Raw genomic sequence first — 23,805 nt, forward strand, 5'->3', positions numbered from 1 at the left:
CGCGGCGTTGGACTGTGCCATGCCATCTTGGAACAGAAAAGGGTTTCAGATTTTTCGAAATCACCGAATCCGGTGCGTGTTACCGTTTCGTTACCATCCGCTCGGCACGCGGGCGCCGTCGGCGTCGACCCTGCACGCGGGGGAGCAAGTCCTTCGCCACCGCCCTCCGATCACTGCTCGCGGCTGCGGAATTCAGACGGTCAGCGCGGTGGATTCCCGCGTGACGACGCGGCAGTCGACGTAGTGCAGGCCGCGGTCGGGCTGGCCGTCGATGGCGCGGAAGAGCAGCTGTGCTGCGAGCCGGCCGAGTTCCTTCAGATTCATGTCGATCGTCGTCAGCGGCGGCCGCGACTGGGTAGCGAGGGGCTCCCAATTGTCGTGACTCATGACGGCGATGTCGGCGGGCACGCCCTTTCCCGCTTCGCGAAGAGCGTCGATCACACCGCGCGCGATCTGGTCTGACCCGCAGAGAAGCCCGTCGACATCTGGGTAGCGGGCCAGCACCGCTCGTGCTCCCCCGCGTCCCCAATGCTCCGACCACGCGCCGTACATTGCTTCTCCACCGAGCAGTTCCAAGCCGGCCGCGTGCAACGCCTGGCTGGCACCTGCGACACGGTGGCGGGCCGCGCTGTATGTGACATCACCCGAGATGTAGGCGATTCGCGTTCGGCCGCATTCCAGAAGATGCTCGGCAGCCAGGCGCCCAGCGCTGATGTTGTCACTCGCCACGGAGATGTCTTCCGGGTCGGAAGAAGGCGCGTACGCGTAGACGACCGGCACCGGCAGGTCGAACGGGAGCGGCTGGCGCGGGTTCGGGTTGTCGCCCACGACGATCAGCCCGTCGATCCGCCTGGACATGAGCGCACGCACGTGATGCTGCTCGCGAATCGCGTCGCCGCGGGCGTCACAGAGGAAGATCGACGTGCTACCCGCACCAAAGGCATCCTCCGCGCCCATCAGGATCGGTATCGAGAGGCGCCCTTCCAGATCGCCGGTGATCAGCCCCACAGTTCCGGTACGTCCGGCCTGCAAGCTCTGCGCGAGCGCATTGGGCGTGAAGCCGAGCTCCTCAGCGGCCTTCAGCACGCGCGCTCGAGTGCGCTGAGCCACCTCCGCCCGGCCGTTGACGGCTTTTGATGCCGTTGCGATGGAGACCCCTGCCCGCTGGGCCACGTCTCCCAACGTCGCACTCTTCTGATGCTCGCGCTTAGGCATCGCACCCCGTTTCAGTGTTTTCGAAATCATAGGGGAGATTTCGTGATCGAAACTACACCTTGAGGCGTCGCCCGCGATGCCGCCCCACCACCACGGCCGCCAGAGCATGCGGGAGACCAGAACTGTTGACAGGCGCCAGTCTCGATGGCACCATGCACGAAAACCCTTTCGGTTTTTTCAAGTGAAGGACCCGCACTCGCGACGACGGGTGGTTCGCAGTCGAACCCCGCCGGTCCCGAGGCCTTCCTCGCTGCATGCCCAACCACCATTTGAGAGGCACTAAGCATGACCACTTCCTTTCGCGGCCGCGGCAAAGCCGCCGTGGCCGTCCTCGCCACAGTGAGCGTCATGGCGCTCGCACTGTCCGGCTGCGCCAGCAGCACAACCCCCACCTCAGGCAGTTCGTCGATTCCGGAATCCGGCACGGACGACGGCGCCACCATCACGATGTGGTCGCGCGCTCCGCTGCAGAAGCAGGCCACCAACGCCGTCACCGACTACAACAAGACGCACAAGAACCAGGTGAAGCTGACCCTGCTGCCCAACGACGATGTCGAAGGCAAGGTCGGGGCTGCCGTGCAGACCGGCAGCCTGCCCGATCTTCTGGCCGGCGACGTGGTCCGCGTTCCGTACTGGACCAAAGAGGGCGTCTTCATGGACCTGACCAAGCAGATCAACGCCCTCTCGAACAAGTCCGACCTGCAGTCCGGTCACATTGCGGCAGGAACCATCGACGGCAAGGAGCACACCCTGCCGTTCGTCTCCGACATCTCGGTCATGGTGTGGAACGAGGACCTGTTCAAGCAGGCCGGTCTCGACCCGACCAAGGGACCATCGAACCTCGACGACTTCGTCAAGGATGCGAAGGCGGTCGCGGGGCTCAACCAACCTGGGGTTGCCGGCACGTATGTGGCCGGCGAGTCCGGTGGGGCGCTGGCGTTCACGCTCTTCCCGATGCTGTGGGGCAACGGCGACGACGCCCTCGACAAGTCGGGGAAGAAGTCTCTGCTCGCAAGTTCCAGCGCGCAGAAGATCTACTCCGGCCTCCACGAGCTCGCCAACACCCCGAACGGCATCGGCGCGGGTTCCAAGACGGACACCGGGGCCACGTGGACGGCACCGTTCCAGAACGGGAAGATCGGCGTGATGGCCTACCCGTTCACTGCGGTCAGCGCCCTGTTCAAGAGCTCACCGTTCCCGATCGGGGTTGCACCCATCCCCGGCGTGAGCAGCGGCTCGTCGACGTTCCTCGGCGGTGACGCGATCGGCATCAGCAAGAACTCGAAGCATGCCGCGGAGGCATGGAACTTCTTGTCGTGGCTGATGACGGAGAAGGCACAGAAGACGGTGTTCGCCGATAACAACGACACCGCCTCCAACTTCAAGGTGCTGGAGAACGACTACACAGGTGCCGACCCGCGCACCCTGATCGGGAACGCCACGGTCAAGACCGGCAAGACGCCGATCGCGGAGAACTTCAACACCGCCTTCAACGCAGCAGGCAGCCCATGGCAGATCCTGATCCAGGACGCGATCTGGGGCGATGCGTCGAAGATCAAGGCAGACAACGACGCGATCACGGCGGCGCTGGGTGGCTGAAAGCACCACGGCTGTACGAGCTGTTCAGCCTCGTAGCCGGTTCTCGGGGCGGACGTCATCTGCCGCCCGCCTCGAGAACCGGCACGGCTGGCTCTTCGCCGCGCCCACGGCAGTTCTCGTCCTCGGCCTCTTCATCGCACCGCTCGTCGTCGTGCTCATCATGGCGACGGCGAACTGGACTCTCCTCGGCGGCAACCAAGGGGGCAACTTCCCGCTCAACTTCGTCAACGTCTTCAAAGACCCGCTCCTGCAGGGAGCGATCTGGTTCACCATCGAGTACACGATCATCACCACCGTGATCCTGATGCCGATCGCGTTCGGTCTCGCTCTCCTGGTGCAAGAGGCACGCAAGTGGAACGCCTTCCTGCGCACCGCGATCCTCATCCCTTCCGCAATGGGCATCGCTTCGGCCTCGCTGTTGTTCTACGCCCTGTACTCACCCCAGATCGGCCCGTTGACGCCGCTGTTGAACCTGATACCGGGGTTTCAGCAAGGCGAGTCCATCCTCAGCACGCCAGGCAGCGCGCTCTGGGCGACCGTGCTGCTGGTCGTGTGGCGATTCGCGGGCTTCTACATGCTGCTGATGATGGTGGGCCTGCAAGCCATCCCGGGAGACGTGTACGAAGCGGCCAAGCTCGACGGCGCGGGCCGGGTGAAGACGCTCACGAGTGTGACCATCCCGCTTCTACGGCCGACCATAGCCATGACGCTGATCATGTCGATCACCGGATCCCTGCTGGCATTCGACCAGTTCTTCATCCTGACCGAAGGTGGACCCAACAACTCGACGATGACGATCGTCCAGCTCATCTACCGGGAAGCGTTCCAAACGAACCGCGACCTCGGAATGGCCGCTGCACTGACCGTGATCCTGTTGGTCGCCCTGGTCATCATCAACGCCATCCAACTGCGGGTGTTGCGCGTCGGCGCAGACGAGGACTGAGCCATGACAACCAAGAAGGCTGCGACACAGTCGCCGTACTACGTGCTCACCACGGTTCTCGCCGTGGTGTTCCTTCTCCCCCTGGTCTGGGCGGTCATCGTGTCGGTCTCCCCGGCGCAGGGCACAGCGCAGATCCACGGGTTCGGTTTCGCGAACTACACCAGGATGTTCGGCTACGGCTTGGGACTGCCGACCTACCTGAAGAACTCGCTGATCCTCTCGATCACCGCCACCGCGCTCACCATCGTTCTGGCGGCCACGGGCGGCTACGCGTTCGCGCGGTTCAGGTTCTGGGGCAAGAACACCCTGTTCGTGCTGGTGCTGTCGATCATGATGATCCCGTACGCGGCACTCCTCATTCCGCTGCTGGTCTGGATGAACCAGATCGGGTTGCAGAATTCGTTGGTCGGGGTGGCGCTGGTTCTCACTCTGTTCCAGATGCCGTTCGGGATCTTCATGATGCGCAACTCGTTCTCGGCCGTGCCCCGCGAGCTCGAAGACGCCGCCCTCATGGACGGCTGCAACACCTTCCAGGCGTTCTATCAGGTGATGATTCCGGCGGTACGGCCGGCGATCGTGACCGTTGGACTGTTCTCGTACCTGGCAGCGTGGAACGACTTCATCATCTCGCTCTACCTCCTCGGTGCGAACAACTCACCGCTGCCCCTCGCGCTGGTCAACATGCGCCAGCAGACCATGGGCGTCATCGACTACGGTTCCACCACCGCAGGTGTCGTCGTTCTGACCATCCCCGCGCTCGTCCTCTTCCTTGCGCTGCAGCGCTACTACATCCGGGGATTCACGGACGGCGCGATCAAGGGGTGACCACCACTCGTCTGACCGCAGCACGTAAGGTTGTCGCTCAATCGTCTACACGCCCAACACCATCAAGCACGAGGCGCGGTGTCGCCGGTTTCGAGGAATAGCTCATGACAATGATCCGGCCGCGAGGACGAGTCATCACGCCGGTCGCGCCGGCCGCCCCATCACAGGGAGCCTTGCGCCCGCTCGGCCTCGGCGAAGTCCAGATCACCGGCGGCTTCTGGTCGCGAATGAAGCACGTGAATGCGAAAGCGACGCTGCCGCACATCGCCCACTGGCTGGAGCGAGAGGGCTGGCTGGCGAACTTCGACCTGGCCGCGGCAGGTGCGCTTACCGCAGGGAACCGGCGGGGTCGTGAGTTCTCGGATTCGGAGGTGTACAAATACCTCGAGGCTGTTGCGTGGCACCTTGGCAGCCATGACGACGAGGAACTCGAGGAACAGTTCCGCTCGATCGTCACCCGCGTCGCCCGGGCGCAAGAAGCCGATGGTTACCTCAACACCAACTTCGGCCGCGTTGGGCAGCAACCGAGGTGGTCCGAGCTGGATTGGGGACACGAGCTCTACTGCGCCGGGCACCTGTTCCAGGCAGCGGTCGCGCGCCTCCGCACCAAACCCGACGCCCACGACGGTCTCAGCACTGTCGCAACCGCCCTGGCAGACCTGATCTGCGACGTGTTCGGTGCAGACGGCATGCAGGCCGTGTGCGGGCATCCTGAGGTCGAGATGGCGCTCGTCGAACTCGGCCGCGCCACCGGGAACAGTCGCTACGTCGAGCAGGCGCGGCTGTTCATCGAACGCCGAGGAAAAGGTTTGCTCCCCGACATCGAATTCGGGCGCGCGTATTACCAGGACGACGTGCCGGTGCGTGACTCCGAGGTACTGCGGGGGCATGCAGTCCGCGCGAACTATCTCTCCTCAGGCGCGGTGGATGTCGCCGTCGAGACCGGGGACGAGAGCCTGCTCGGCGCACTGACCCGGCAGTGGGCCAACACCGTCGCACGCCGAACGTACATCACGGGCGGGCAAGGCTCGCATCACCAGGACGAAGCGTTCGGTGAGGACTTCGAGCTCCCCTCCGACCGTGCATACTCGGAGACCTGTGCCGGAGTCGCCTCCATACAGTTCAGCTGGCGACTCCTGCTGGCGCGCGGCGGCCCCGAGCATGCCGATCTCATCGAGCGCACGCTCTACAACGTCGTCGCCACCTCCCCTGCATCGGACGGCCGCAGCTTCTACTACGCGAACACGCTCCACCGCCGGGTCCCAGGAGAGCCGGCAGACCCGGACGCCGTTTCCCCGCGTGCGGAGGCATCCCTTCGTGCGCCCTGGTTCGAGGTGTCCTGCTGCCCGCCGAACGTCGCACGGACCCTGGCGAGCCTCGAGGCGTACATCGCGACCGCGTCGACCGATGGCGTCCAGGTTCACCAGTACGCTCCCACGCACATTGCGACCACGCTGGACAACGACGAGGACATCGAGCTGTCCATCGATACGGACTATCCGAATACCGGCACCGTCGACATCCGTATTCTGCGCGACGCAAGTGCTCCCTGGGCGCTGCAGTTGCGCGTTCCGAGCTGGGCCAACGGGGCCAGGCTGACCGTCAACGGTGAGGTGGTTCCTGCCGCACCGGGCTACGTCACCGTGCGGCGCCTGTTCAGAACGGAAGACCGCATCACGCTTCAGCTTCCCATCGAGCCTCGGCTGTCCGCGCCCGACCCGCGTATCGACGCCGTTCGCGGAACCGTGGCGGTCGAGCGCGGACCCGTCGTCTACGCGCTCGAATCCGTGGATCTGCCCGATGGGTGGGGCGACGTGTCAGATGTCGTCATCGACACAGCGGAGGCGCCGCACGACGAAGGAGATCGCGTGGTGGCGCGGCTCGCCCGCCACACCGCACCCGAGCTGCCCTGGCCGTACACCGGCGATGAATCCGCTGCCGAAACGCAAACCGCTTCCGTCGCCCTCGTCCCGTACCACGACTGGGCCGAGCGTGGCCCGTCGTCGATGCGGATCTGGATCCCGGCGCGGTCCCGTTGACGTGTGGAGCTACCGGGATTCGTCCCCACCGCTCCCCCAAACGGCGCTACACGCCGCCCGGGCCCCTCGCAGCGTGGGCCCACCCAAGGGTTCGAATCCACAATGCAGTTAACTGAAGTAGCGCCCCCGACGAGCGGGAGCGCTACTTCAGTTAAGTGATCGGCGCTCACGCGCCTCAACACTCAATCGCTCGGTGAAGAGAACAAGCGAGCTTGTTCTCTTTCCCTCGCTCAATCGTGTGGAGCTACGGGGATTCGAACCCCGGACCTTCTCATTGCGAACGAGACGCGCTACCAACTGCGCCATAGCCCCAAGTGCGTATGAGACTTTAGCATGTTGGGCGGCCTCAATCGGAATCGAGCCGTCACGCTCAGACGGCTGCGCGACGACGGCGCAGCGCCTCGTCGAGGTCGATGTGCTCGCTCGGTACCTCGTCGAGCACACCCATGCGCGCGTACCTGCTGGACGCCCGTTCCTGGCCCGGATTCTCGGCCGACCCGGCGGCGGGCTGCGTTGCCTGCGTTTCCTTCGGCACGGGCAGCGTCCGCACCTGCGCCGCGGCAAGTCGCGCGGCGCGTTCCTCGAACTCGGCACGTGCGGCCGCCCTGCGCAGCGCCACCGCGGCATCCAGGGATGCCATCGCGGTAGCTGCACGCGAGCCCGGCGACTGATACATCGGCTTGGGGAGCGGCTGCGGCTCCCAGCTCGAGTCGCGGTCCTCCTGCTCCTCCTGCACCGTCTCGGCCTCGCCGTGAAGCGCATGGTCGTACAGGTCAGGGTTCTGCCGAACGACGTTCACCCGCACCCGTCGCGCGGCCTGGTGCGCAGCCACCTGCTGACTCAGCCGGCGCAGCACGACCACCGCACAGCCCAGAAGCGCGGCCGACGCCGCAAGAAGCCACCACGATCCGACCGTCACGAGCGAGTACCCTCCGAAACCCACTCCGACGAGCCCGGCGATCACCACTCCCGTGGTGGCGAGCCGTGTGCGACGCACGGCGTGGGCGAACGTGCGCTCACGATCCTCTCGGGACGACGCATTCACCGCACGGGAAGGCGCAGCACGACGCGTGGCTCCGGCACCACCGGAGGAATCTGCACTACTGGAGGGACCTGCGGGGCCCGCGGGTACGGCATCCGATGCAGAAAGATCGACCGCACCGACGAGCGAAGCGCCCAGGCCGGCATCCTGCGCGGCGGCCGCCGCGATGCGTGCCGCCGCTCTTGCCTCGGACACGGCGTGCGCACGGGCAGCCGCGTCGGCCTTCGCCCGCACCTTCTTCAGCAGCTTCTGCTGGCGCGCCACCTCACGGGCCGTCGCCTCGACGCGCACCTCGTGCGGCACCTCCGCCGTCTCGGCCAGGATGCGCAGCGTCTGCTGCAACCGCACGGCATTCCGTTCGGCGTTCAGGTAGTCGCGCCTGCGCAGCCAGGTCGGCAGCAGGTAGGCGAGCCACAGGGTCGCTGCCAGCGCGATGACGACACCGCCGCTCAGCGTTCCCCCGTTCATGAGGCGCCCCCGTTCATACCGTGCCCCCGGCTCATGCCACTACGGTATGGCGACGCGGGCTCGCCGCCCCTGTGCTCGGTCAGTGTGTCCCCGATCAGCGCCGGAATCGGCTCGCTCAGAGCGTCGATCCGCGTGCCGGCGTTCAGCCGCTGTGCGAGACGAGCGGATGCGACGCAGCCTCGAGATCCGCAGGCGGCACGGTCGCGGCATCCTGTGGTACCTCGCCCGACTTCCAGCGGCGCATCACGCCCTGCGGTATCTCCTCCACCACCAGGGCGAAGCAGAAGTGGTCACGCCAGTCGCCGTTGATGTGGATGTAGCGCCTGCGGAGACCCTCGTACCTGAAACCTAGCTTCTGCACGACGCGCAGCGACGGCGCGTTCTCGGGCCTGATGCAGATCTCCATGCGGTGCAGCCCGAGTTGGAAGAAGCAGTAATCGGTGGCGAGCGCCACTCCCGTCGGCGTGACGCCCTTTCCCGCGAATCGCTTGGCCACCCAATAACCGATCGTGGCCGACGCGAGCGAACCGTACGTGATCGACGACACGTTCAGCTGCCCGGCGAGCTCGCCGTCGTACTCCAGCACGAACGGCAGCCCGTGTCCTGCCCGCGACGTCGCCTGAAGGGAACGGATGCTCGCCCGCGTGTCGAACACGGCGGGCCCGTGCGGGTTGGTCGCCTCCCACTGCCGCAACCAGCCGCGGTTCTCCATCAGCTCTTTCTCGAGCGCGCGGGCGTCACGCAGTCGGATGGGACGGATGCCTACAGCACCGTCGCTGAGGCTGGGCACGTACACGGTGGACCGGCCTCGTACTCTCAGGCGCCGGATGCGTCGTGGCCGACGCCTGGCTCTTCGAGTGTGTCGCCGTCCGCGGGCTCGTCGGAGAGCCCAGAGGCGAACTGGCGCAGCCACGGCCGCAGCTGCGGCCCGAGGTCTTCACGGTCGACCGCGAGCTGCACGATGGACTTGAGATAGTCAAGACGGTCGCCCGTGTCGTACCGCCTGCCGCGGAAGACGACGCCGTAGACGCCAGGGCCGTCCGGCTCGGCGGCCAGTTCCTGGAGGGCATCCGTGAGCTGGATCTCGCCGCCCTTTCCCGGCTCCGTGTGCTCGAGCACGTCGAACACCTCCGGCTGAAGAACGTAACGGCCGATGATGGCGAGGTTGGAAGGGGCATCCTCTGCCGAGGGCTTCTCGACGAGGCCGCGCACGCGAACGACATCCGCCTCGTCGGTCGACTCGACCTGTGCAGCGCCGTAGAGATGGATCTGCGACGGGTCGACCTCGAGCAGAGCCACCACCGTCGCACCGCGCTGCTCCGCCACTTCGATCATGCGAGTGAGCAGCACGTCACGACTGTCGATGATGTCGTCGCCGAGCAGCACCGCGAACGCCTGGCGTCCTACGTGCTTCTCGGCTCGCAGCACCGCGTGGCCGAGCCCCTTGGGGTCGCCCTGGCGCACGTAGTGCATGTCGGCGAGGTCCGTGGAGTACATGACCCGGCGCAGCTTCTCGGTGTCGCCCTTCGCCTGCAGTGTCGACTCGATCTCGGTCGCCCGGTCGAAGTGGTTCTCCAGTGCGGCCTTGTTTCGCCCCGTGATCAGCAGAACGTCGTCGAGCCCCGCCTCGACCGCCTCCTCCACCACGTACTGGATGGCCGGCTTGTCGACGACGGGAAGCATCTCCTTGGGCATCGCCTTGGTGGCCGGCAGGAACCGGGTGCCGAGACCGGCAGCGGGAATGACAGCTTTGGTGATGGCCATGCTGATCAGGCTATCTGCTGCCCGCTGTACGGCCACAATCCCGTGCGGTGCTGCACGACCGCGGCACGTCATGCGAGATGCGCCCATTACTATTCGTCTATGGCCTCCGACCCGAGCAGCGCCAAGCGCGCGCTCCGCGCCGACCTCAGGGAGCGCCGACAGAACTTCACGGCGACCGAACGCGAGAAGGCGACCGCCGGCATCACCGCCAACCTGCAGAGGCTCGTTCAGGAGCACGGCGCCCGTTCGCTGTCGTGCTATCTCTCCGGGTCCAACGAGCCCGACACGAGGCCGTTCCTCAATTGGGCCTTCGCCGAGCACCTTCGGGTTCTGCTGCCGGTCAGCCGGGTGGACGGACTTCTGGACTGGACAGTGGACGACGGCGAGTCGGAGACCCTTGGCATCCACGGCTGGCCCGAAGCGGTCGGCGAATTGCTCGGTCCGATCGCGATCAACGACGTCGACCTCATCATCGTGCCCGCCGCCGCGGTCGATCCCAGCGGCACCCGCATGGGCTGGGGCAAGGGCTACTTCGACAAAACTCTGGGCAGCATGGAAAAATGTCCTCCGGTGTACGCCGTGGTGTTCGACGGCGAGGTGCTCGACGAGGTGCCTCGGGAACGACACGACGAACCGGTGACCGGCGCGGTGACCCCGACCCGCATCATCCGTTTCCGCTGAAGCGAGCCGCACGGCGCGGCTGAGCGGGCGAGCATCCGCAGCCGGCACACCACCAGACCTCATACCTTTGCGAAGGAAGCCATGCCCACCTACTCATACAAGTGCGCCGAATGCGGGCACGCGTTCGACATCCACCAGTCCTTCAGCGACGACGCGCTCACCGTCTGCCCCGAGTGTGGCGGCCCGCTGCGCAAGGTCTTCGGCTCCGTTGGCGTGACTTTCAAGGGATCCGGTTTCTACCGCACCGACTCCCGCGCAGGAACATCGCAGTCGACGCCTGCCAAGAGGGATGCCGCCTCGGGCTCGGACTCGAAGCCCGCCTCGGGAGACACCAAGAGCACCGGGACGAGCACCGAGAAGAAGAGCACGGAGAAGAAGAGCGCGTCGCCCGCAAGCGCGACGGGCGCAGGATCTGCGGCCTGATCGGGCCTGCATTCCGTACTATCGGTCCCAACACACAAGTGCCGGTCGACGACCCGACGACGGCGGACCAGTGGGGGGATTCAGCATGATCAAGGGCTTCAAAGAGTTCATCATGCGCGGCAACGTCATCGACCTTGCCGTCGCGGTCGTCATCGGCGCAGCGTTCACCGCCATCGTGAACGCCATCGTCGCCGGGTTGATCAACCCGCTGATCAGCGCCGTGTTCCATGCAGGAGCCCTCGACAAGGCGCTCGTGGTTCCCGTTCCGACGATCGGCGGCGGTACCTCCAATCTCATGTTCGGCTCGATCATCGGTGCGGTCATCCAGTTCCTCGCCGTGGCCGTCGTCGTCTACTTCGTGTTCGTGTTTCCCATGAACCACTTCCGCGAGCGTGCCGAGGCACGACGTGCGGTCAACACGGGGACCGAAGCCGAGAAGCTGCCGGCCGACGTCGAGCTGCTCACTCAGATCCGCGACCTGCTCGCCGCACAGGCAGACGGAGCCCTCGCGGTCCCCAAGGCAGAGGGCACCGGCCGGCACGCAGACGGTGCGACGGACTAGCGCAACGCTCTAGCGCAACCCGCTAAGCGAGGCGGGCGAACTCAGCCGCGAGAGCCGCCAGCGCCCCAGTGCGGCGGCAGCTCCCGCTTTAGCAGATCATCGTTCGACTCGGAGCGGTCGCCCCACGCACGCTCGGTGTCTTCGGATGCCCGCACCGCGGCATCCGCTCCCGCGCCAGGCAGCCGCGACTGCGGCGTCGGGTCGGCGCCGGGTGCGCCCGGCCGCTGCACCCGTCGTCTCTTTCCGCGCTCAGCCACCCCTCTAGGGTAGGCGCGCGAACGACCACCGTTGGCGTGGTCCGAACGGGATCGGCCTCAGGCCTCGGCTTCTGGCTCGATGGCGCCGAGCAGCCGGCCGATGCGCTGTGCAACCGCCTCTGGGTCGGCGAACAGCTCGAAGCTGTGCACGCGCACGTAGTGCCAGCCGAGGCGGCGCAGCACCTCGGGCCGCAGGCGCAGGGACTCGCGAAGGCTCGCTCCGCCCAACACCCGGTCCGTCTCCACCACGACGGCCTTGCCCGCGTACGATGCAACGAGCGGCAACGCCCCGCGATGACCGAGCTGCACGTTCATGCCGAGCTTCTCGAGCCGGTACGCCAGGTCGATGAGCAACGGCTCGGAGTCGTCGGGAACCTCGTCGACGGATGCCTCGATCTCCGCCGCCTCCTCGAGCACCTGTGCGAGCGCGACGATGCCGTACCGCATGCGCGACGGGTCGATGTCCTCAGGCCGGAAGCACGACACGATGTCGATGGCGCGGCGCGCGCGGGTAAGGCCGACCGCGAGCATCCGTTCGCCGCCTGGCTCGCCGAGCGCCCCGAACGACGACAGCAGGCGGCCGTGCGGTGTGCGTCCGTAGCCGATCGAGAAGATCACGCGGTCGCGGCTCTGCGCGACCGCTTCTTCGAGCGTCACGACCGTGAACGGCTCCGGCCGGTCACCGAGGATGAAGTCCGCGAGCTCCTGCCGCGAAGTGGATGCCGCCAGCACGGCATGCTGCACCCGCACCGCATGCTTCGGGCTCGCGGTGACCACCATGAGCGACTCGCGGGAACGATTCAGCGCGTGGTCGAGTACGAGCTCGACGACGCGACTCACCTCGGCGTCGACGCTCTCAACGGTGCCGCTGTCTCCGTCGGGCATTCCGTGTCCGCCACGCACGTAGCTCAAGGTCAGGCTGGCGTGCCCGAGGAAGCTTCCCGCCCACGGCAGCGACTCGATCTGGCCGCCGTAGAAGCGCCGGTTCACGAGCTCGGCGAGGTCGTCCCCCACCGACCTGTAGCTGCGCGTCAGCGTGTAGACCGGCAGCAGGTCGGAGAGCTGGGCGAGCGCCGACGAGTCGTGCCAGGCATCCACGTCGTGCGGGTTCTCCCGCTCGATGCCCTGTGAGGCATCCGTGGCGGCGATGCGGAACGGCGATGGCGTCTGCGTAACGGGGTCGCCGAACGCGACGACCTGCCTCGCGCGGCGCAGCGCGCCGATGTTCTCGGCCAGCGTGCAGGCGCCGGCATCGACGAGAACCACGGCGTCGAACCCCATCGATTGCGGAAGGGACGCGACGTCGTACGGCGACGCGAGCCACACCGGTGCCAGTACGCGTGAGAGCTGCGGCGCACGGTCGGCGAGCGTCGCGGGGGTGACGGAACCGGTCTTGAGCATGCGGCGCAGGGCATCCGCCTGCTCGGGGTTGTCAGCCAGCGCGATCTTCCACTGCACGGCGAGCTGTGCGGCGAGCAGCTGCCCCGTTGCGGATGCGTGTGCCTGGTCGACGAGACGGAAGTCGGCCTCGAGACGGTCCAGCACCCGCGTGTTGGCGCCGAGCAGCGCGCGATCGTCGGCCAATAGGGTTTCGAGCACGGACTGCCACCACGCCAACTCGAGCTCGGCCGCCACGTTCTCGCTCGTCACGTGCCGGGCGGAGAGATCGGCGAGCAGCGGATCGAGGCGCAGCTCGCGCAGCCGGGAGAGCAGCGCCGTGCGCTCCTGCAGGTTGATGAGCACCTCGGACTCGACGGCGAGGCCGCCGAGCATCCGGGTGAGCTCGTTGAGCGGCATCACCGTCAGCGACTCCTGCGTGCGCGCACGGCCGAGCGGAACGTCCAGGCTCATCAGGTCTTCCGAGACCTTCTGATACGCGACCTGCACGTCTGCGACGCCGACGGGAACGCGCGGCGGAGCACCGGCATCCGCGAACCGGTTCCAGAGCTTGCGCTGCTGCTGGATGCGCCGCAACGCCTCGTTGAGATCGGCGACGTGCACCCCGGGCCGCACGTACTCGAGCACGAGCTTGCGCAGGCGGCGTCGCGTCGAGCCGGACATGCCCGGCGTGTCCCTGCGGTTTGACGTCGCGGTGATGAGCTCATCGAGCGGACGGTCGAAGACCGAAGGCAGGAACTTGTCGAGCGTCTCGCGCAGGTCGGCGAGCAGCCTGAGATAGATGCCGAGCTCGGCGATGTTCTCGAACGGGCGGAGTCTGGTGCCCTCGATGAGCGTCGTCGAGCGGTCGATCAACCTCGGCACCTCGATGGTGCTCAGCCGCTTCGCCAGGGTGTGAGCGGCAGTGGCCTCGGCGGTCGACCGGAAGTCGGCGCCGTACCACGGCGAGTCGTTCGGTCCGTACCTGAACTCGCCGAGAGCCGCGGCCTTGCGGAGGATCGTCGCCGCCTCTGTGCGGTCCTTGGCCAGCAGCTGGATGGCCGATCGGTCGAGACGTGCCCTGGTGCGCGGCGGCGACGGCAGCAGCGCGAGCCTGGCGAGCTCGCCGAGCGCGTCGAGCACGCTGACCCCGAACGCGGGCTCGGGCGAGGTGAGGGCTCCGCGATAGTCGAGCAGCACCCGGCGAAGCCGCACGAGCGCGTCGTCCACCTCGTCCACGTTGGGCTTGGTGGTCTTCTCGTTGCGCGTGATCGACCTGATGAGGTCGCGGCGCACCGACCTGGTCGCAACTGCCGCGCCGCCGAGCCCGACCTGCTCGAGGCGGTGAGCGATGGCATCCAAGCTCGATCGCCGTGGACCGACCACCAGCACCCGACGGTTGCGGGAGACCAGGGCGCCGATGGCGTTCACGATCGTCTGCGTCGCGCCCGTGCCGGGCAGGGTCTTCACGACTATGGAGTTGCCGCTGGCCACCTGCGCGACGACGCTCTCCTGCTCGGGGTCGGCATCCAGAAGCAGCGTGTCGATCGAGGGCGGCCGGTGGTCTTGCGGAACGACCTCCGCAGGCGAGAAAGAGCTCTCCACCCGGTCCTTGGCCGCCGGGTTACCTGCGAGCGCGAGCAGGACGTCGTGCTCGAAGTCACCGAGGTCTTCGGTCATGCTGTGCGCGACGTCGGCGAAGGATGACACCACCAGGCGCGGCTGCACGGCGAACGATTCGACGTGGCTGGTGAGCGAACGGAGCCGGTCGATCACGGGTTGCGGCTTGAAGACGCCGTTCGTCTCGGCGAGCGCGACGAAGGCGTCGGCGTCGAGCTCGATGCGGAACTGATCGCGCAGCGCCCGCTTGAGCTCTGGGTTGAGGAACGTCTTGCCGCGCAGCTTGAGCTCGAAGTCACGGCCGTACCTGCGGATGGCGACGGGTCGCAGCAGCACAGGCGCGTTGTAGTCGTCCGCACCGTTTCGCCACCTGGCGAGTCCGATGCCGAGGTGCACGGCGTCGATGCCCCGCACCGCGCGCAGCTCGATGCCCTTTGCCGTGATGGCGCCGGCCGCCGCCTTGGCCGTGCGCAGGGCGATGTCGTCGCGGATGAGGCTGGACAGGAGCGTGCGCTCCCCCATGATGAACTGGGGCAGGCCACCCGGATGCGTGGAGCTCAGCTCGATGCGAGTGCGCGGGGTATCGACGAAATGCAGGAGCGGAGATTGCCCTCCGATACCGGAGACCTCGTCACGCCACTGCGCCCACACGGGCTCGGCGATGTTGCCTGGCGTGAAGTTGGGATCGCCTAGAGTCACTGTGTATGGCCCCGTCGCTGTTCGCGGGTCGAGGGCGGCATCTTCCAACGCCTCCAGCGACGTGTAGTCCACGTCTCGTCGCTTCTCGAGTCTCCGCACACCGGAAACCCTATGCGGAGCACGGACGGATGCCCGTGAGGCAAGGCCGTTTCGGCGGCATCCGGGAGCGTATAGCACGTGCGCGGCGCGGGGTCGCCGCGTGCGGGATGCCCTGGCGGACGCGGGGCCGATGCGTGCGCGATGGCGTGGGCGGACGCGGGGCCGATGCGGGGGCGGACGGCGTGGGCGGACGCGGGGCCGATGCGTGGGTCGATGAGCGGGCGGATGAGTCAAGGGCCTGTGCGCGGGGAGATGGCGGACGTACGCTCTCCTCATTCAGTGGGGCGGGGCATCCGCACCTCGCATGGAACGTGGCATCCGTACCTTGTTCGTTCCGTAGGGGCAGCATCCGCACACGACCTGGGAACGCATCCGCGCCCCGAACTCCGGCCTGAGATGAGGAGCAGTCATGAGCAAGCGCAACGAGATCGCCGAACTCGCCACCAGCAATCCGATCAAGGTGCTGAACGGCTGGGGCATCAGGAGCGAACACGCCTACCTCGGCGCATGCGTCGCGCTCGGCCTCGTGTTCCTCAGCTGGATCGTCTCGCGAATCAAGAGGGATGACCGATCGCAGTCCGACCGCTGGGGTCTGTTCATCGGCGAGTGGGTCGCCGCGCTCCTGGCGCTCGGCGTCGCACTGCGCCACGAAGAGGACGACTGAAAGCGCGCGTGTACTTTTCCACAGTTGTAGAACACACTTTCGAAGCTCTGTCGCCATTGCTAACATTAAGCATGGACACTTTCTCCGAGGCGACGCAGCACCTGCAAGGGCTGCGCGGCGTGCTCGGAGACGTGTGTGAGTCGAACCACGTAGCGACCATCGCTAGACCGTTGAGCGACGAGGACCTGCTCTCCGTCATCGCCAGGACGACGGCGGTCATCGCGATCATCGAGAAGGTGCGCATCGTCGCGAGCGGCGTCGCATCCTCGCGTTCGACGCGTGAGCACGGACATTCGGGTCTCGCACAGTCCAACGGCCACCGCACATCTGTCGAGCTGGTGCAACAGCTGACCGGCATGTCCCGAGCCGGGGCAGCGAAGCAGGTGCGGCTCGGCGAGTCGGTTCTGGCCGCGGCCGAAGGTTACGCGACCGATATCGGGAACGCGGACGAGCCCGGTGGAGTCGGTGCAGACGGATCGCTCGCGCTCGGAGCCGAGAATTCGGATGCCGGCGCTCGCGCTGGTGCGCCTTGGCATGCGTGTCTCGGCGGCGCTCTGCTTACCGGCCGAATCACATCGGACCAGCACGATGCGATCTTGCGCGGTCTCGGCGAGCCGGCGGTGCATGGAGACGACGCCTGGGCGGTCGACGGGGATGCGGCCAACACGCGCGGTGATGCCGTCGAGGCGTGGGCAGCTGCCGCCGAACAACTGCCGCATCGGCTCGCGCTGCAGTACGCCTGGCGCGACGCGCCGCCGCCTCGAAAACGATTCGCCCCAGCGGCATGGCCCGCGGTCGCGGTTACGAGGCTTGGTCTGACCGCGATTCCACGGGATCGCGCTCCCGGCCAGCAGGTTTGACGTCCGCCCGATTCAGTACAGCCTTAACTCCACACCGTGCTTCCACACACGACGCACAAGCGGCACGCCCGGACGGTACGCGAAGTACACATGGCTGGGCGCATCCAGAAGCACGAGATCTGCACTCGCCCCTGGCGAAAGCCGACCCACGTCCTCGCGCCGCAATGCACGAGCACCACCGGCAGTCGCCGCCCAGAGCGCCTCGTCCGGCGTCATGCCCAGTTCACGCACAGCCAACGCGATCACGAAGGGCATCGATGACGTGAAACACGAACCCGGATTGCAGTCGCTCGCGAGCGCCAACGGGACACCAGCTGCAAGAAGCGCCCTGGCATCCGGATACGGATGCCTCGTACTGAACTCCACACCCGGCAGCAAGGTACACACGGTCTTCGAGCCCGCCAGTACCGCGACGTCGTCGGGCGAAAGGTAGGTCGCGTGGTCGATGCTCGCGGCATCGGCATCCACCGCGACACGCACACCGCCACCCACGCCGAGCTGTCCCGCATGGATGCGAGCACCAAGTCCATGAGCACGTCCGGCCGCGAGGATGCGCGCCGCCTCCTCAGCCGTGAACGCGCCCTCCTCGCAGAACACGTCGATCCAGCGCACATGGGGTGCACAGGCATCCAGCATGTCGCCGACGACCAGATCGACGTAGGCGCCACGGTCGTGCGCGAACTCCGCAGGCACGACGTGGGCCCCGAGGAACGTCACCTCATCTGTCACCTCTGCGGCCAGCCTGGCCAGGCGCTCCTCGTTCTCGACATCGAGCCCATAGCCCGTCTTCACCTCGAACGTCGTCGTTCCCTGCGACGCCAGCTCGCGTTCGAACCGCTGCAGCGTCGCCCTCAACTGCTCGTCGCTCGAGTCTCGCGTCGCAGCGACCGTGCTCCGGATGCCGCCAGCCGTATACCGCTCCCCCGCCATGCGGGCGACGAACTCGTCAGAGCGGTCTCCGGCGAAGGCGAGGTGCGTATGGCTGTCGACGAAACCGGGGATGACCGCGCGGCCACCGGCATCCACGCGCTCCACATCGCCTTGAAGCAGCCTCGCCACCTGAGGAGCCGCGTCGGCCTGGGGGCCGGCCCACACCACCTCGCCATCACGGGCGATCAGGGCTGCGTCGCGAACCGCCCCGAGCGGGTCGCCCTCGCGCGCGCCCTTCGCCTGCGGATCGTTCGTGATCAGGAGCCCGATGCCGTGCAGGAACAGCGTGCTCATCGTTCCGCCTGCTCGCGAGGGCCCTTCACTCCTCAAGCATGGGGATGCGCAGCCCGCGTTCCCGTGCAACCTCGGCGGCGCGTTCGTATCCCGCATCCACATGCCGCATCACGCCCGTGCCCGGGTCGTTCGTCAGCACGCGCTCGATCTTCTGCGCCGCGAGATCGGTGCCATCGGCAACGATCACCTGTCCGGCGTGAATCGAGCGACCGATGCCCACCCCGCCCCCGTGGTGGATCGACACCCAGGTCGCTCCCGACGCCGTGTTCAGCAGCGCGTTGAGCAGGGGCCAGTCCGCGATGGCATCCGAGCCGTCTTTCATTCCCTCGGTCTCGCGGTACGGGGAGGCCACCGACCCGGAGTCCAGATGGTCGCGGCCGATCACGATGGGTGCTGACAGCTCACCGGACGCCACCAACTCGTTGAACCTCAGCCCCGCGAGGTGCCGTTCCTTGTAACCCAGCCAGCAGATGCGTGCGGGCAGACCCTCGAAATGCACCTTCTCGGACGCCTGGGTGATCCACCTGCGGAGCTTCTCGTCGTGCGGGAACAGCTCGAGAATCGCTCGGTCGGTGACTGCGATGTCTGCCGGATCGCCGGAGAGCGCCACCCAGCGGAACGGGCCCTTGCCCTCTTCGAACAGCGGGCGGATGTGGGCAGGCACGAACCCGGGGAACGCGAACGCGCGCTCGTAGCCGCCGAGCTGCGCCTCAGCGCGGATCGAGTTGCCGTAGTCGAAGACCTCGGCGCCGGCATCCAGGAAGCCGACCATCGCCTCGACCTGCTTGGCCATGGATGCCCGCGCTTTGGCCGTGAAGCCCTCCGGGTCGGCCTGCGCGGCCGCATGCCACTCCTCGACACTCACGCCCTCCGGCAGGTAGCTGAGCGGGTCGTGGGCGCTGGTCTGGTCTGTGACGATATCGATAGGCACCCCACGGCTGAGCAGCTCGGGGAACACGGTCGCCGCGTTGCCCACCAAGCCGACCGAGAGTGCACGGCGCTCGTTCTTCGCAGCGGTGACGCGCGCGATCGCGTCGTCGAGGTCATCCGTCAACTCGTCGAGGTAGCCGTGGTCGACTCGTCGTTGCAGGCGTGCGCGATCGACGTCGACGATGAGCACCGCGCCCTCGTTCATCGTGACGGCAAGCGGCTGGGCGCCGCCCATGCCGCCGCACCCGCCGGTGAGGGTGAGGGTGCCGGCGAGGCTCCGATCACTCTGCCGATCTCCCCCGCCCTTGCGGGCGCCGATCTTGTCGGCGACCGAGGCGAACGTCTCGTAGGTGCCCTGGAGGATGCCCTGGCTCCCGATGTAGATCCACGAGCCCGCCGTCATCTGGCCGTACATCGTGAGGCCGGCCGCCTCGAGCCTGCGGAACTCGGGCCAGGTGGCCCAGTCCGGCACCAGATTCGAGTTGGCGATGAGCACGCGCGGTGCCCACTCGTGCGTGCGAAACACGCCGACCGGCTTGCCGGACTGCACGAGCAGCGTCTCGTCTGCCTCGAGCGACTCGAGCGTGCGGATGATGGCGTCGAAGGCATCCCAACTGCGTGCGGCGCGACCAGTGCCGCCGTACACCACGAGGTCTTCCGGACGCTCAGCGACCTGAGGATCCAGGTTGTTCATGATCATGCGCAGCGGCGCTTCGGTCTGCCACGACTTGGCTCGCAGCCTCGTTCCGTGCGGTGCGTGGATGGGGAGCCGGTGGTTCGTGTTTGCGTCGTTCATCTTCGCTCCTTGGGGACTGGTTCGCTGTCAGCGAGACTGAAAACAGGAGGTGTGCCTGAGAACAGCTGGAATCCAGCTGTTCTCGAGCCGAGAGCGCGATCTCTGCTGTTCTCGCGGCCGTGGTGTGCGGCGTCGCCGGCCGTGGGGCAGGGCATCAGCGCAACGGCCCGGTGACACGCTCGACCGCTTCGATCACCTCACCGCCCGAGACGAGCGCGACGGCAGCCTCGATCTCGGCGGAGAGCATCCGATCAGGTCCGGGGCCCGCCACGTGCACACGCAGGGCATCTCGCGCAGCGGATGTCGCAGGACCCGGCCGCAGTGGCGCTCGCAGGTCGAGCGAGCGGGCGGCGGTCATGAGCTCGATGGCCAGCACGCGTGTGAGTCCGTCGACCGCTCTGCGCAACTTGCGGGCGGCGGCCCATCCCATCGAGACGTGGTCCTCCTGCATGGCGCTGGACGGGATCGAATCGACGGATGCCGGCGCCGCCAGGCGCTTCAGCTCGCTCACGATTCCCGCTGCGGTGTACTGCGCGATCATGAGCCCGGAATCCACACCTGCCCGGTCGGCGAGGAACGCGGGCAGACCCTTGTTGCGCGACACGTCCAGGTGCCGATCGATGCGGCGCTCTGCGATGCTCGCGGCATCCGCAACCGCGATCGCGAGAAAGTCGAGCACATACGCGACGGGTGCCCCGTGGAAGTTTCCATTGGACACCACGCGGCCGTCGAGCGTGACCACGGGATTGTCCACGGCGGATGCCAGCTCCCGGTCGGCCACGGCACGAGCGTGGGCGATGGTGTCGCGTCCGGCTCCCGCCACCTGCGGGCTGCAGCGCAGCGAGTAGGCGTCTTGCACCGTGGGATCCTCCGGGCCGGCGTGGCTCTTCACGATGGGCGAGTCCGCGAGAAGGGCTCGCAGGTTCGCCGCCGAGTCGGCCTGGCCGGCCTGCGGGCGCAAGGCATGCAGGTCGGCGGCGAACACGGCATCCGTTCCGAGCAGCGCCTCGACGCTCATGGCCGCTGTGAGGTCGGCGACTTTGTACAGCGCCTCGAGGTCGGTGATGGCGAGCGCCAGCATTCCGAGCATCCCGTCGGTGCCGTTGATGAGCGCGAGGCCCTCCTTCTCGGCGAGCACGATCGGGCGGATGCCCGCCTCGGCCAGCGCCAGCGCCGCAGGCACGACGTGCCCGGCCGCGTTGCGAACCTCTCCCTCGCCGATGAGCGCGAGTGCGCAGTGGGCGAGCGGGGCGAGGTCTCCAGAGCAACCGAGCGAGCCGTACTCGCGGACGACCGGTGTGATGCCCGCGTTGAGCACGTCGGCGTACGCCCGCACCGTCGAGTCGCGCGCGCCCGTGCGCCCGGTCATGAGCGTGCTGAGACGCAGCAGCATGAGGGCGCGCACCACCTCGCGTTCCACCTCTGGGCCGGAGCCGGCCGAATGCGAGCGGATGAGGCTCAGCTGCAGTTGATCCCGGTCGGCGCGTTCGATGTACGTCGTGGCCAGCGCACCGAAGCCGGTGGAGATGCCGTAGTGCGGCTCCGGATCGTCGGCGAGCGCGTCGATCACGCGACGAGTCTCGGCTACGGCTGCGACGGCATCCGGGTCGAGCACGACGCGAGCGTCGTGACGCGCGACGGCGACGACCTCGGAGATGGACAGCGGGCCGACGCCGACCACGACTTCGGCCGGCACGTGCCGCGCGTCTGCCCGGTGGATCGGCGTGTCGACCGATGCGGTCCGCGCGGGCGACGCGCTCTCGGATGCTGTCGTGCTCATGCTTCCATTGCACGCCGCCACGGCTGAACCGCGCCGCCAGATGAGACTGCAAGCGTCCGGTATACCGGACGAGGGCAGCTCGAACGGCGTACGATGGCGGAATGCCCGGCAAGGCACCGGCCGCAGACGCGACGTTGCGCATCCTGCGGCTCATGAGCGAACAGCGCGGACCCGTCGCCGCTGCGACCATAGCCCGTACCCTGTCGCTGCCGCGCTCCACGGTCTACCAGTTGCTGGCCACGCTGAGCGAGCACGGGTTTGTGATCCCGATCCCGGAGCTGAAGAAGTACGGGCTCGGAGTCGCCGCGTTCGAGCTCTCCAGCGGATTCAACAGGCAGCAACCGCTCACCCGGGTCGGCGCCCCCGTGCTCGCCCGCCTCGTCGACGAGACCGGGCTCAGCGGACACCTCACGGTGCTGCTCGGCCGTGATGTGGTCTACCTCGCCGAGGAGCGGGCCCCGCACGGCCCATACCTCGTGACGGATGTCGGCGTGCGGCTTCCCGCCCACCTCACTGCTTCGGGGTTGGCGATGCTCGCCGACCTGCCCGCCGCGCAGGTGCGAGCGCTTTACCCGGATCGCGGGTCGTTCACCACGCGCACCGGCACGGGAATCGCCACCTACCGAGATCTCAGCTCGGAGCTTCGGGCGATCCGCGAGCGCGGCTACGCCCTGGAGGACTCATCGGTGACGGAGGGCCTGCGCTCGGTCGCGGTCGCGGTCCCGGACCACGTCGGCTGGCCAGCTGCCTCGGTTGCGGTCACTTTCCCCGCGGATCGCGACATCGACCTGAACGCCACGGCCGCCCGCATCGCCCGCGCTGCCGCGGAGCTCGGCAGACGCATCGGCGGAGGGGCTGCGAGCCCGCCGCGTTCCCAGGGCACCACCGCAGGTTGAGTAGCGCCGCGCAGCGACGCGTATCGAAACCACGGGAACCCAGCCGGGTTTCGATACGCCCGCCACAGCGGGCTACTCAACCCTCGGTACGGGTGAACGACGCAAAGTTGCGCCGTTCAAGCCCCGGAGCGGGCGGCGTAGCCCGCGATCGCCTCCAGCACCACGAGTGCCGCAAGCCGCACGGTGCGGCCGTCGGCGGCATCCCTTGTGGCGTCGACCTCCGCGATGTCGAGGGACGTCACGCGCGGATCGCGCGCGAGGAGTCGCACCGTGCGTCTCAACTGATACGCGGACAGACCGCCGGGAATCGATGCAGGACAGGCGGGCGCTACCGAGCGGTCGCAGGCATCCACGTCCACATCCACGTGGATGGGACCCCCGGATGCCCCGGCCGTCTCGAGCGCGTCGGTCACGATCGCTTCGATGGGCCGCTCCTCGAACTCGTCGCGTCTCACGATCCGGATGCCCGCATCGCGCGCCCTCGTGTCGTAGAACTCCGAGTTCGCGAAGTCCGCGATGCCGAGCTGAACCGCTCGGTGACCGTCGAGCCCTGCCTCGAGGAGCCGACGCACCGGGGACCCGTTCGAAACACCGTCACGCAAATCGTGGTGAGCGTCGATGGTGATGAGTCCGGCGTCGGCGACCAGGTTCTCTGCGCCGCTGCTCCAGGCGCCGAGCGCGACGCTGTACGTCAACGCGTTGTCGCCGCCAAGTGCGATCACGAGCGAGCTGCGGGCGGATGCCCGGCGCACGGCATCGGTCGCGTCCGCCTCGCCGTCGCCGTCAGGTTCGGCAACATCGCCGAAGTCCGCAACGGACGGCCATGGCGCATCCGCCGCGAACGTTCCGTAGCGCTGGATCGCGCTGCGCACCGCGGCCGGCGTGGCGTGCGCGCCCGTGGCCGACAACGAGGTGCGCCAGGTGGGAACCCCGATGATGCCGACGTCGACCGGCTCGGATGCCCCGAGCGCGTCGGCGGACGGCCACCGTCCTGCTCGTGGCCAGCGGGCATCCTCGAACAAGTTGGTCTCGGTCATGCTGC

The 23,805-nt window shown here is 67.4% G+C and carries 20 protein-coding genes and 1 tRNA gene; 10 read left to right on the forward strand and 11 right to left on the reverse strand.

All coding sequences use genetic code 11. The features are described from left to right. Nucleotides 1–192: 192 nt before the first annotated feature. Entirely contained in the window at nt 193–1,215 is a 1,023-nt protein-coding gene (locus tag ACO2Q7_RS05780; RefSeq protein WP_423354659.1) for a LacI family DNA-binding transcriptional regulator, read from the reverse strand. A gap of 285 nt (nt 1,216–1,500) precedes the next feature. Between ACO2Q7_RS05780 and ACO2Q7_RS05785 the strand changes: the two genes are divergently transcribed. From ACO2Q7_RS05785 to ACO2Q7_RS05800, 4 genes are all read left to right on the forward strand, one after another. Beyond that, a complete protein-coding gene (locus ACO2Q7_RS05785) occupies nt 1,501–2,814 on the forward strand; it encodes an ABC transporter substrate-binding protein (protein WP_423354660.1) in 1,314 nt (437 codons plus the stop codon). Continuing rightward, nucleotides 2,807–3,757, forward strand: a complete 951-nt coding sequence (locus ACO2Q7_RS05790; protein WP_423354661.1) for a carbohydrate ABC transporter permease — start codon at nt 2,807–2,809, stop codon at nt 3,755–3,757. Before ACO2Q7_RS05785 ends, ACO2Q7_RS05790 begins: the two co-directional genes overlap by 8 nt. A gap of 3 nt (nt 3,758–3,760) precedes the next feature. After that, complete coding sequence (locus ACO2Q7_RS05795; protein WP_423354662.1) at nt 3,761–4,582, forward strand: carbohydrate ABC transporter permease; 822 nt, start codon at nt 3,761–3,763, stop codon at nt 4,580–4,582. Nucleotides 4,583–4,686: 104 nt separating this feature from the next. Beyond that, entirely contained in the window at nt 4,687–6,621 is a 1,935-nt protein-coding gene (locus ACO2Q7_RS05800) for a glycoside hydrolase family 127 protein (protein ID WP_423354663.1), read from the forward strand. Between the two features lie 239 nt (nt 6,622–6,860). Here the strand turns inward: ACO2Q7_RS05800 and ACO2Q7_RS05805 are convergent. The 4 genes from ACO2Q7_RS05805 to galU form a co-directional block, all read right to left on the reverse strand. Next, a tRNA-Ala gene (locus ACO2Q7_RS05805) sits at nt 6,861–6,933 on the reverse strand. Nucleotides 6,934–6,991: 58 nt separating this feature from the next. Next, nucleotides 6,992–8,131 (reverse strand): hypothetical protein, encoded by a 1,140-nt coding sequence (locus ACO2Q7_RS05810; RefSeq protein WP_423354664.1) that lies wholly within the window; start codon nt 8,129–8,131, stop codon nt 6,992–6,994. A 142-nt stretch (nt 8,132–8,273) separates the two neighbouring features. Continuing rightward, nucleotides 8,274–8,927 carry a GNAT family N-acetyltransferase gene (locus ACO2Q7_RS05815; protein ID WP_423354665.1) on the reverse strand — a complete coding sequence of 218 codons (654 nt, stop codon included), beginning with the start codon at nt 8,925–8,927 and terminating at the stop codon, nt 8,274–8,276. A 20-nt stretch (nt 8,928–8,947) separates the two neighbouring features. Continuing rightward, nucleotides 8,948–9,895: a UTP--glucose-1-phosphate uridylyltransferase GalU gene (gene galU, locus ACO2Q7_RS05820; RefSeq protein WP_423354666.1), complete on the reverse strand. Its 948-nt coding sequence runs from the start codon at nt 9,893–9,895 to the stop codon at nt 8,948–8,950. A gap of 99 nt (nt 9,896–9,994) precedes the next feature. On the opposite strand from galU, the gene ACO2Q7_RS05825 reads away from it, so the two are divergent. The 3 genes from ACO2Q7_RS05825 to mscL all read left to right on the forward strand — a co-directional run bounded on the left by ACO2Q7_RS05825 (nt 9,995) and on the right by mscL (nt 11,561). After that, nucleotides 9,995–10,576, forward strand: a complete 582-nt coding sequence (locus ACO2Q7_RS05825) for a 5-formyltetrahydrofolate cyclo-ligase (protein ID WP_423354667.1) — start codon at nt 9,995–9,997, stop codon at nt 10,574–10,576. Nucleotides 10,577–10,657: 81 nt separating this feature from the next. Continuing rightward, nucleotides 10,658–10,999, forward strand: a complete 342-nt coding sequence (locus ACO2Q7_RS05830) for an FmdB family zinc ribbon protein (RefSeq protein ID WP_423354668.1) — start codon at nt 10,658–10,660, stop codon at nt 10,997–10,999. Nucleotides 11,000–11,084: 85 nt separating this feature from the next. Further along, nucleotides 11,085–11,561: a large conductance mechanosensitive channel protein MscL gene (mscL, locus tag ACO2Q7_RS05835; RefSeq protein WP_423354669.1), complete on the forward strand. Its 477-nt coding sequence runs from the start codon at nt 11,085–11,087 to the stop codon at nt 11,559–11,561. Between the two features lie 41 nt (nt 11,562–11,602). On the opposite strand, the gene ACO2Q7_RS05840 is transcribed toward mscL, so the two are convergent. Together ACO2Q7_RS05840 and ACO2Q7_RS05845 are read right to left on the reverse strand one after the other, a co-directional pair. Continuing rightward, a complete protein-coding gene (locus ACO2Q7_RS05840) occupies nt 11,603–11,818 on the reverse strand; it encodes a hypothetical protein (RefSeq protein ID WP_423354670.1) in 216 nt (71 codons plus the stop codon). Between the two features lie 57 nt (nt 11,819–11,875). Beyond that, complete coding sequence (locus ACO2Q7_RS05845) at nt 11,876–15,613, reverse strand: AAA family ATPase (protein WP_423354671.1); 3,738 nt, start codon at nt 15,611–15,613, stop codon at nt 11,876–11,878. Nucleotides 15,614–16,022: 409 nt separating this feature from the next. Here ACO2Q7_RS05845 and ACO2Q7_RS05850 point away from each other — a divergent pair, with 409 nt between their 5' ends. Next, nucleotides 16,023–16,277, forward strand: a complete 255-nt coding sequence (locus tag ACO2Q7_RS05850; RefSeq protein ID WP_423354672.1) for a hypothetical protein — start codon at nt 16,023–16,025, stop codon at nt 16,275–16,277. A 71-nt stretch (nt 16,278–16,348) separates the two neighbouring features. After that, nucleotides 16,349–17,137 (forward strand): hypothetical protein, encoded by a 789-nt coding sequence (locus ACO2Q7_RS05855; protein ID WP_423354673.1) that lies wholly within the window; start codon nt 16,349–16,351, stop codon nt 17,135–17,137. 12 nt (nt 17,138–17,149) lie between these two features. On the opposite strand, the gene hutI is transcribed toward ACO2Q7_RS05855, so the two are convergent. From hutI to hutH, 3 genes are all read right to left on the reverse strand, one after another. Next, complete coding sequence (hutI, locus tag ACO2Q7_RS05860) at nt 17,150–18,361, reverse strand: imidazolonepropionase (RefSeq protein WP_423354674.1); 1,212 nt, start codon at nt 18,359–18,361, stop codon at nt 17,150–17,152. Nucleotides 18,362–18,386: 25 nt separating this feature from the next. Next, nucleotides 18,387–20,087, reverse strand: a complete 1,701-nt coding sequence (locus ACO2Q7_RS05865; protein ID WP_423354675.1) for a urocanate hydratase — start codon at nt 20,085–20,087, stop codon at nt 18,387–18,389. A 154-nt stretch (nt 20,088–20,241) separates the two neighbouring features. Then, the gene (gene hutH / locus ACO2Q7_RS05870) at nt 20,242–21,867 is read right to left on the reverse strand and encodes a histidine ammonia-lyase (protein WP_423354676.1); all 1,626 of its coding nucleotides are present in this window, start codon (nt 21,865–21,867) and stop codon (nt 20,242–20,244) included. Between the two features lie 101 nt (nt 21,868–21,968). Here hutH and ACO2Q7_RS05875 point away from each other — a divergent pair, with 101 nt between their 5' ends. Beyond that, nucleotides 21,969–22,763, forward strand: a complete 795-nt coding sequence (locus tag ACO2Q7_RS05875; protein WP_423354677.1) for an IclR family transcriptional regulator — start codon at nt 21,969–21,971, stop codon at nt 22,761–22,763. A gap of 116 nt (nt 22,764–22,879) precedes the next feature. Here ACO2Q7_RS05875 and ACO2Q7_RS05880 read toward each other — a convergent pair whose 3' ends face one another. Beyond that, nucleotides 22,880–23,800, reverse strand: coding sequence for an arginase family protein (locus tag ACO2Q7_RS05880; RefSeq protein WP_423354678.1), 921 nt, complete (start codon nt 23,798–23,800; stop codon nt 22,880–22,882). Nucleotides 23,801–23,805: the final 5 nt, after the last annotated feature.

It is taken from the genome of Rathayibacter sp. KR2-224, from assembly GCF_049446075.1.
GTDB lineage: Bacteria > Actinomycetota > Actinomycetes > Actinomycetales > Microbacteriaceae > Humibacter.

Bases quoted from the DNA above. Each gene is read 5' to 3' on its own strand.
- ACO2Q7_RS05850 (WP_423354672.1), top strand. From the start codon at position 16,023: ATGAGCAAGCGCAACGAGATCGCCGAACTCGCCACCAGCAATCCGATC.
- ACO2Q7_RS05855 (WP_423354673.1), top strand. From the start codon at position 16,349: ATGGACACTTTCTCCGAGGCGACGCAGCACCTGCAAGGGCTGCGCGGC.
- ACO2Q7_RS05880 (WP_423354678.1), bottom strand. From the start codon at position 23,800: ATGACCGAGACCAACTTGTTCGAGGATGCCCGCTGGCCACGAGCAGGA.
- hutH (WP_423354676.1), bottom strand. From the start codon at position 21,867: ATGAGCACGACAGCATCCGAGAGCGCGTCGCCCGCGCGGACCGCATCG.
- ACO2Q7_RS05810 (WP_423354664.1), bottom strand. From the start codon at position 8,131: ATGAACGGGGGAACGCTGAGCGGCGGTGTCGTCATCGCGCTGGCAGCG.
- galU (WP_423354666.1), bottom strand. From the start codon at position 9,895: ATGGCCATCACCAAAGCTGTCATTCCCGCTGCCGGTCTCGGCACCCGG.
- ACO2Q7_RS05830 (WP_423354668.1), top strand. From the start codon at position 10,658: ATGCCCACCTACTCATACAAGTGCGCCGAATGCGGGCACGCGTTCGAC.
- ACO2Q7_RS05785 (WP_423354660.1), top strand. From the start codon at position 1,501: ATGACCACTTCCTTTCGCGGCCGCGGCAAAGCCGCCGTGGCCGTCCTC.
- hutI (WP_423354674.1), bottom strand. From the start codon at position 18,361: ATGAGCACGCTGTTCCTGCACGGCATCGGGCTCCTGATCACGAACGAT.
- ACO2Q7_RS05780 (WP_423354659.1), bottom strand. From the start codon at position 1,215: ATGCCTAAGCGCGAGCATCAGAAGAGTGCGACGTTGGGAGACGTGGCC.
- mscL (WP_423354669.1), top strand. From the start codon at position 11,085: ATGATCAAGGGCTTCAAAGAGTTCATCATGCGCGGCAACGTCATCGAC.
- ACO2Q7_RS05825 (WP_423354667.1), top strand. From the start codon at position 9,995: ATGGCCTCCGACCCGAGCAGCGCCAAGCGCGCGCTCCGCGCCGACCTC.
- ACO2Q7_RS05795 (WP_423354662.1), top strand. From the start codon at position 3,761: ATGACAACCAAGAAGGCTGCGACACAGTCGCCGTACTACGTGCTCACC.
- ACO2Q7_RS05865 (WP_423354675.1), bottom strand. From the start codon at position 20,087: ATGAACGACGCAAACACGAACCACCGGCTCCCCATCCACGCACCGCAC.
- ACO2Q7_RS05875 (WP_423354677.1), top strand. From the start codon at position 21,969: ATGCCCGGCAAGGCACCGGCCGCAGACGCGACGTTGCGCATCCTGCGG.
- ACO2Q7_RS05800 (WP_423354663.1), top strand. From the start codon at position 4,687: ATGACAATGATCCGGCCGCGAGGACGAGTCATCACGCCGGTCGCGCCG.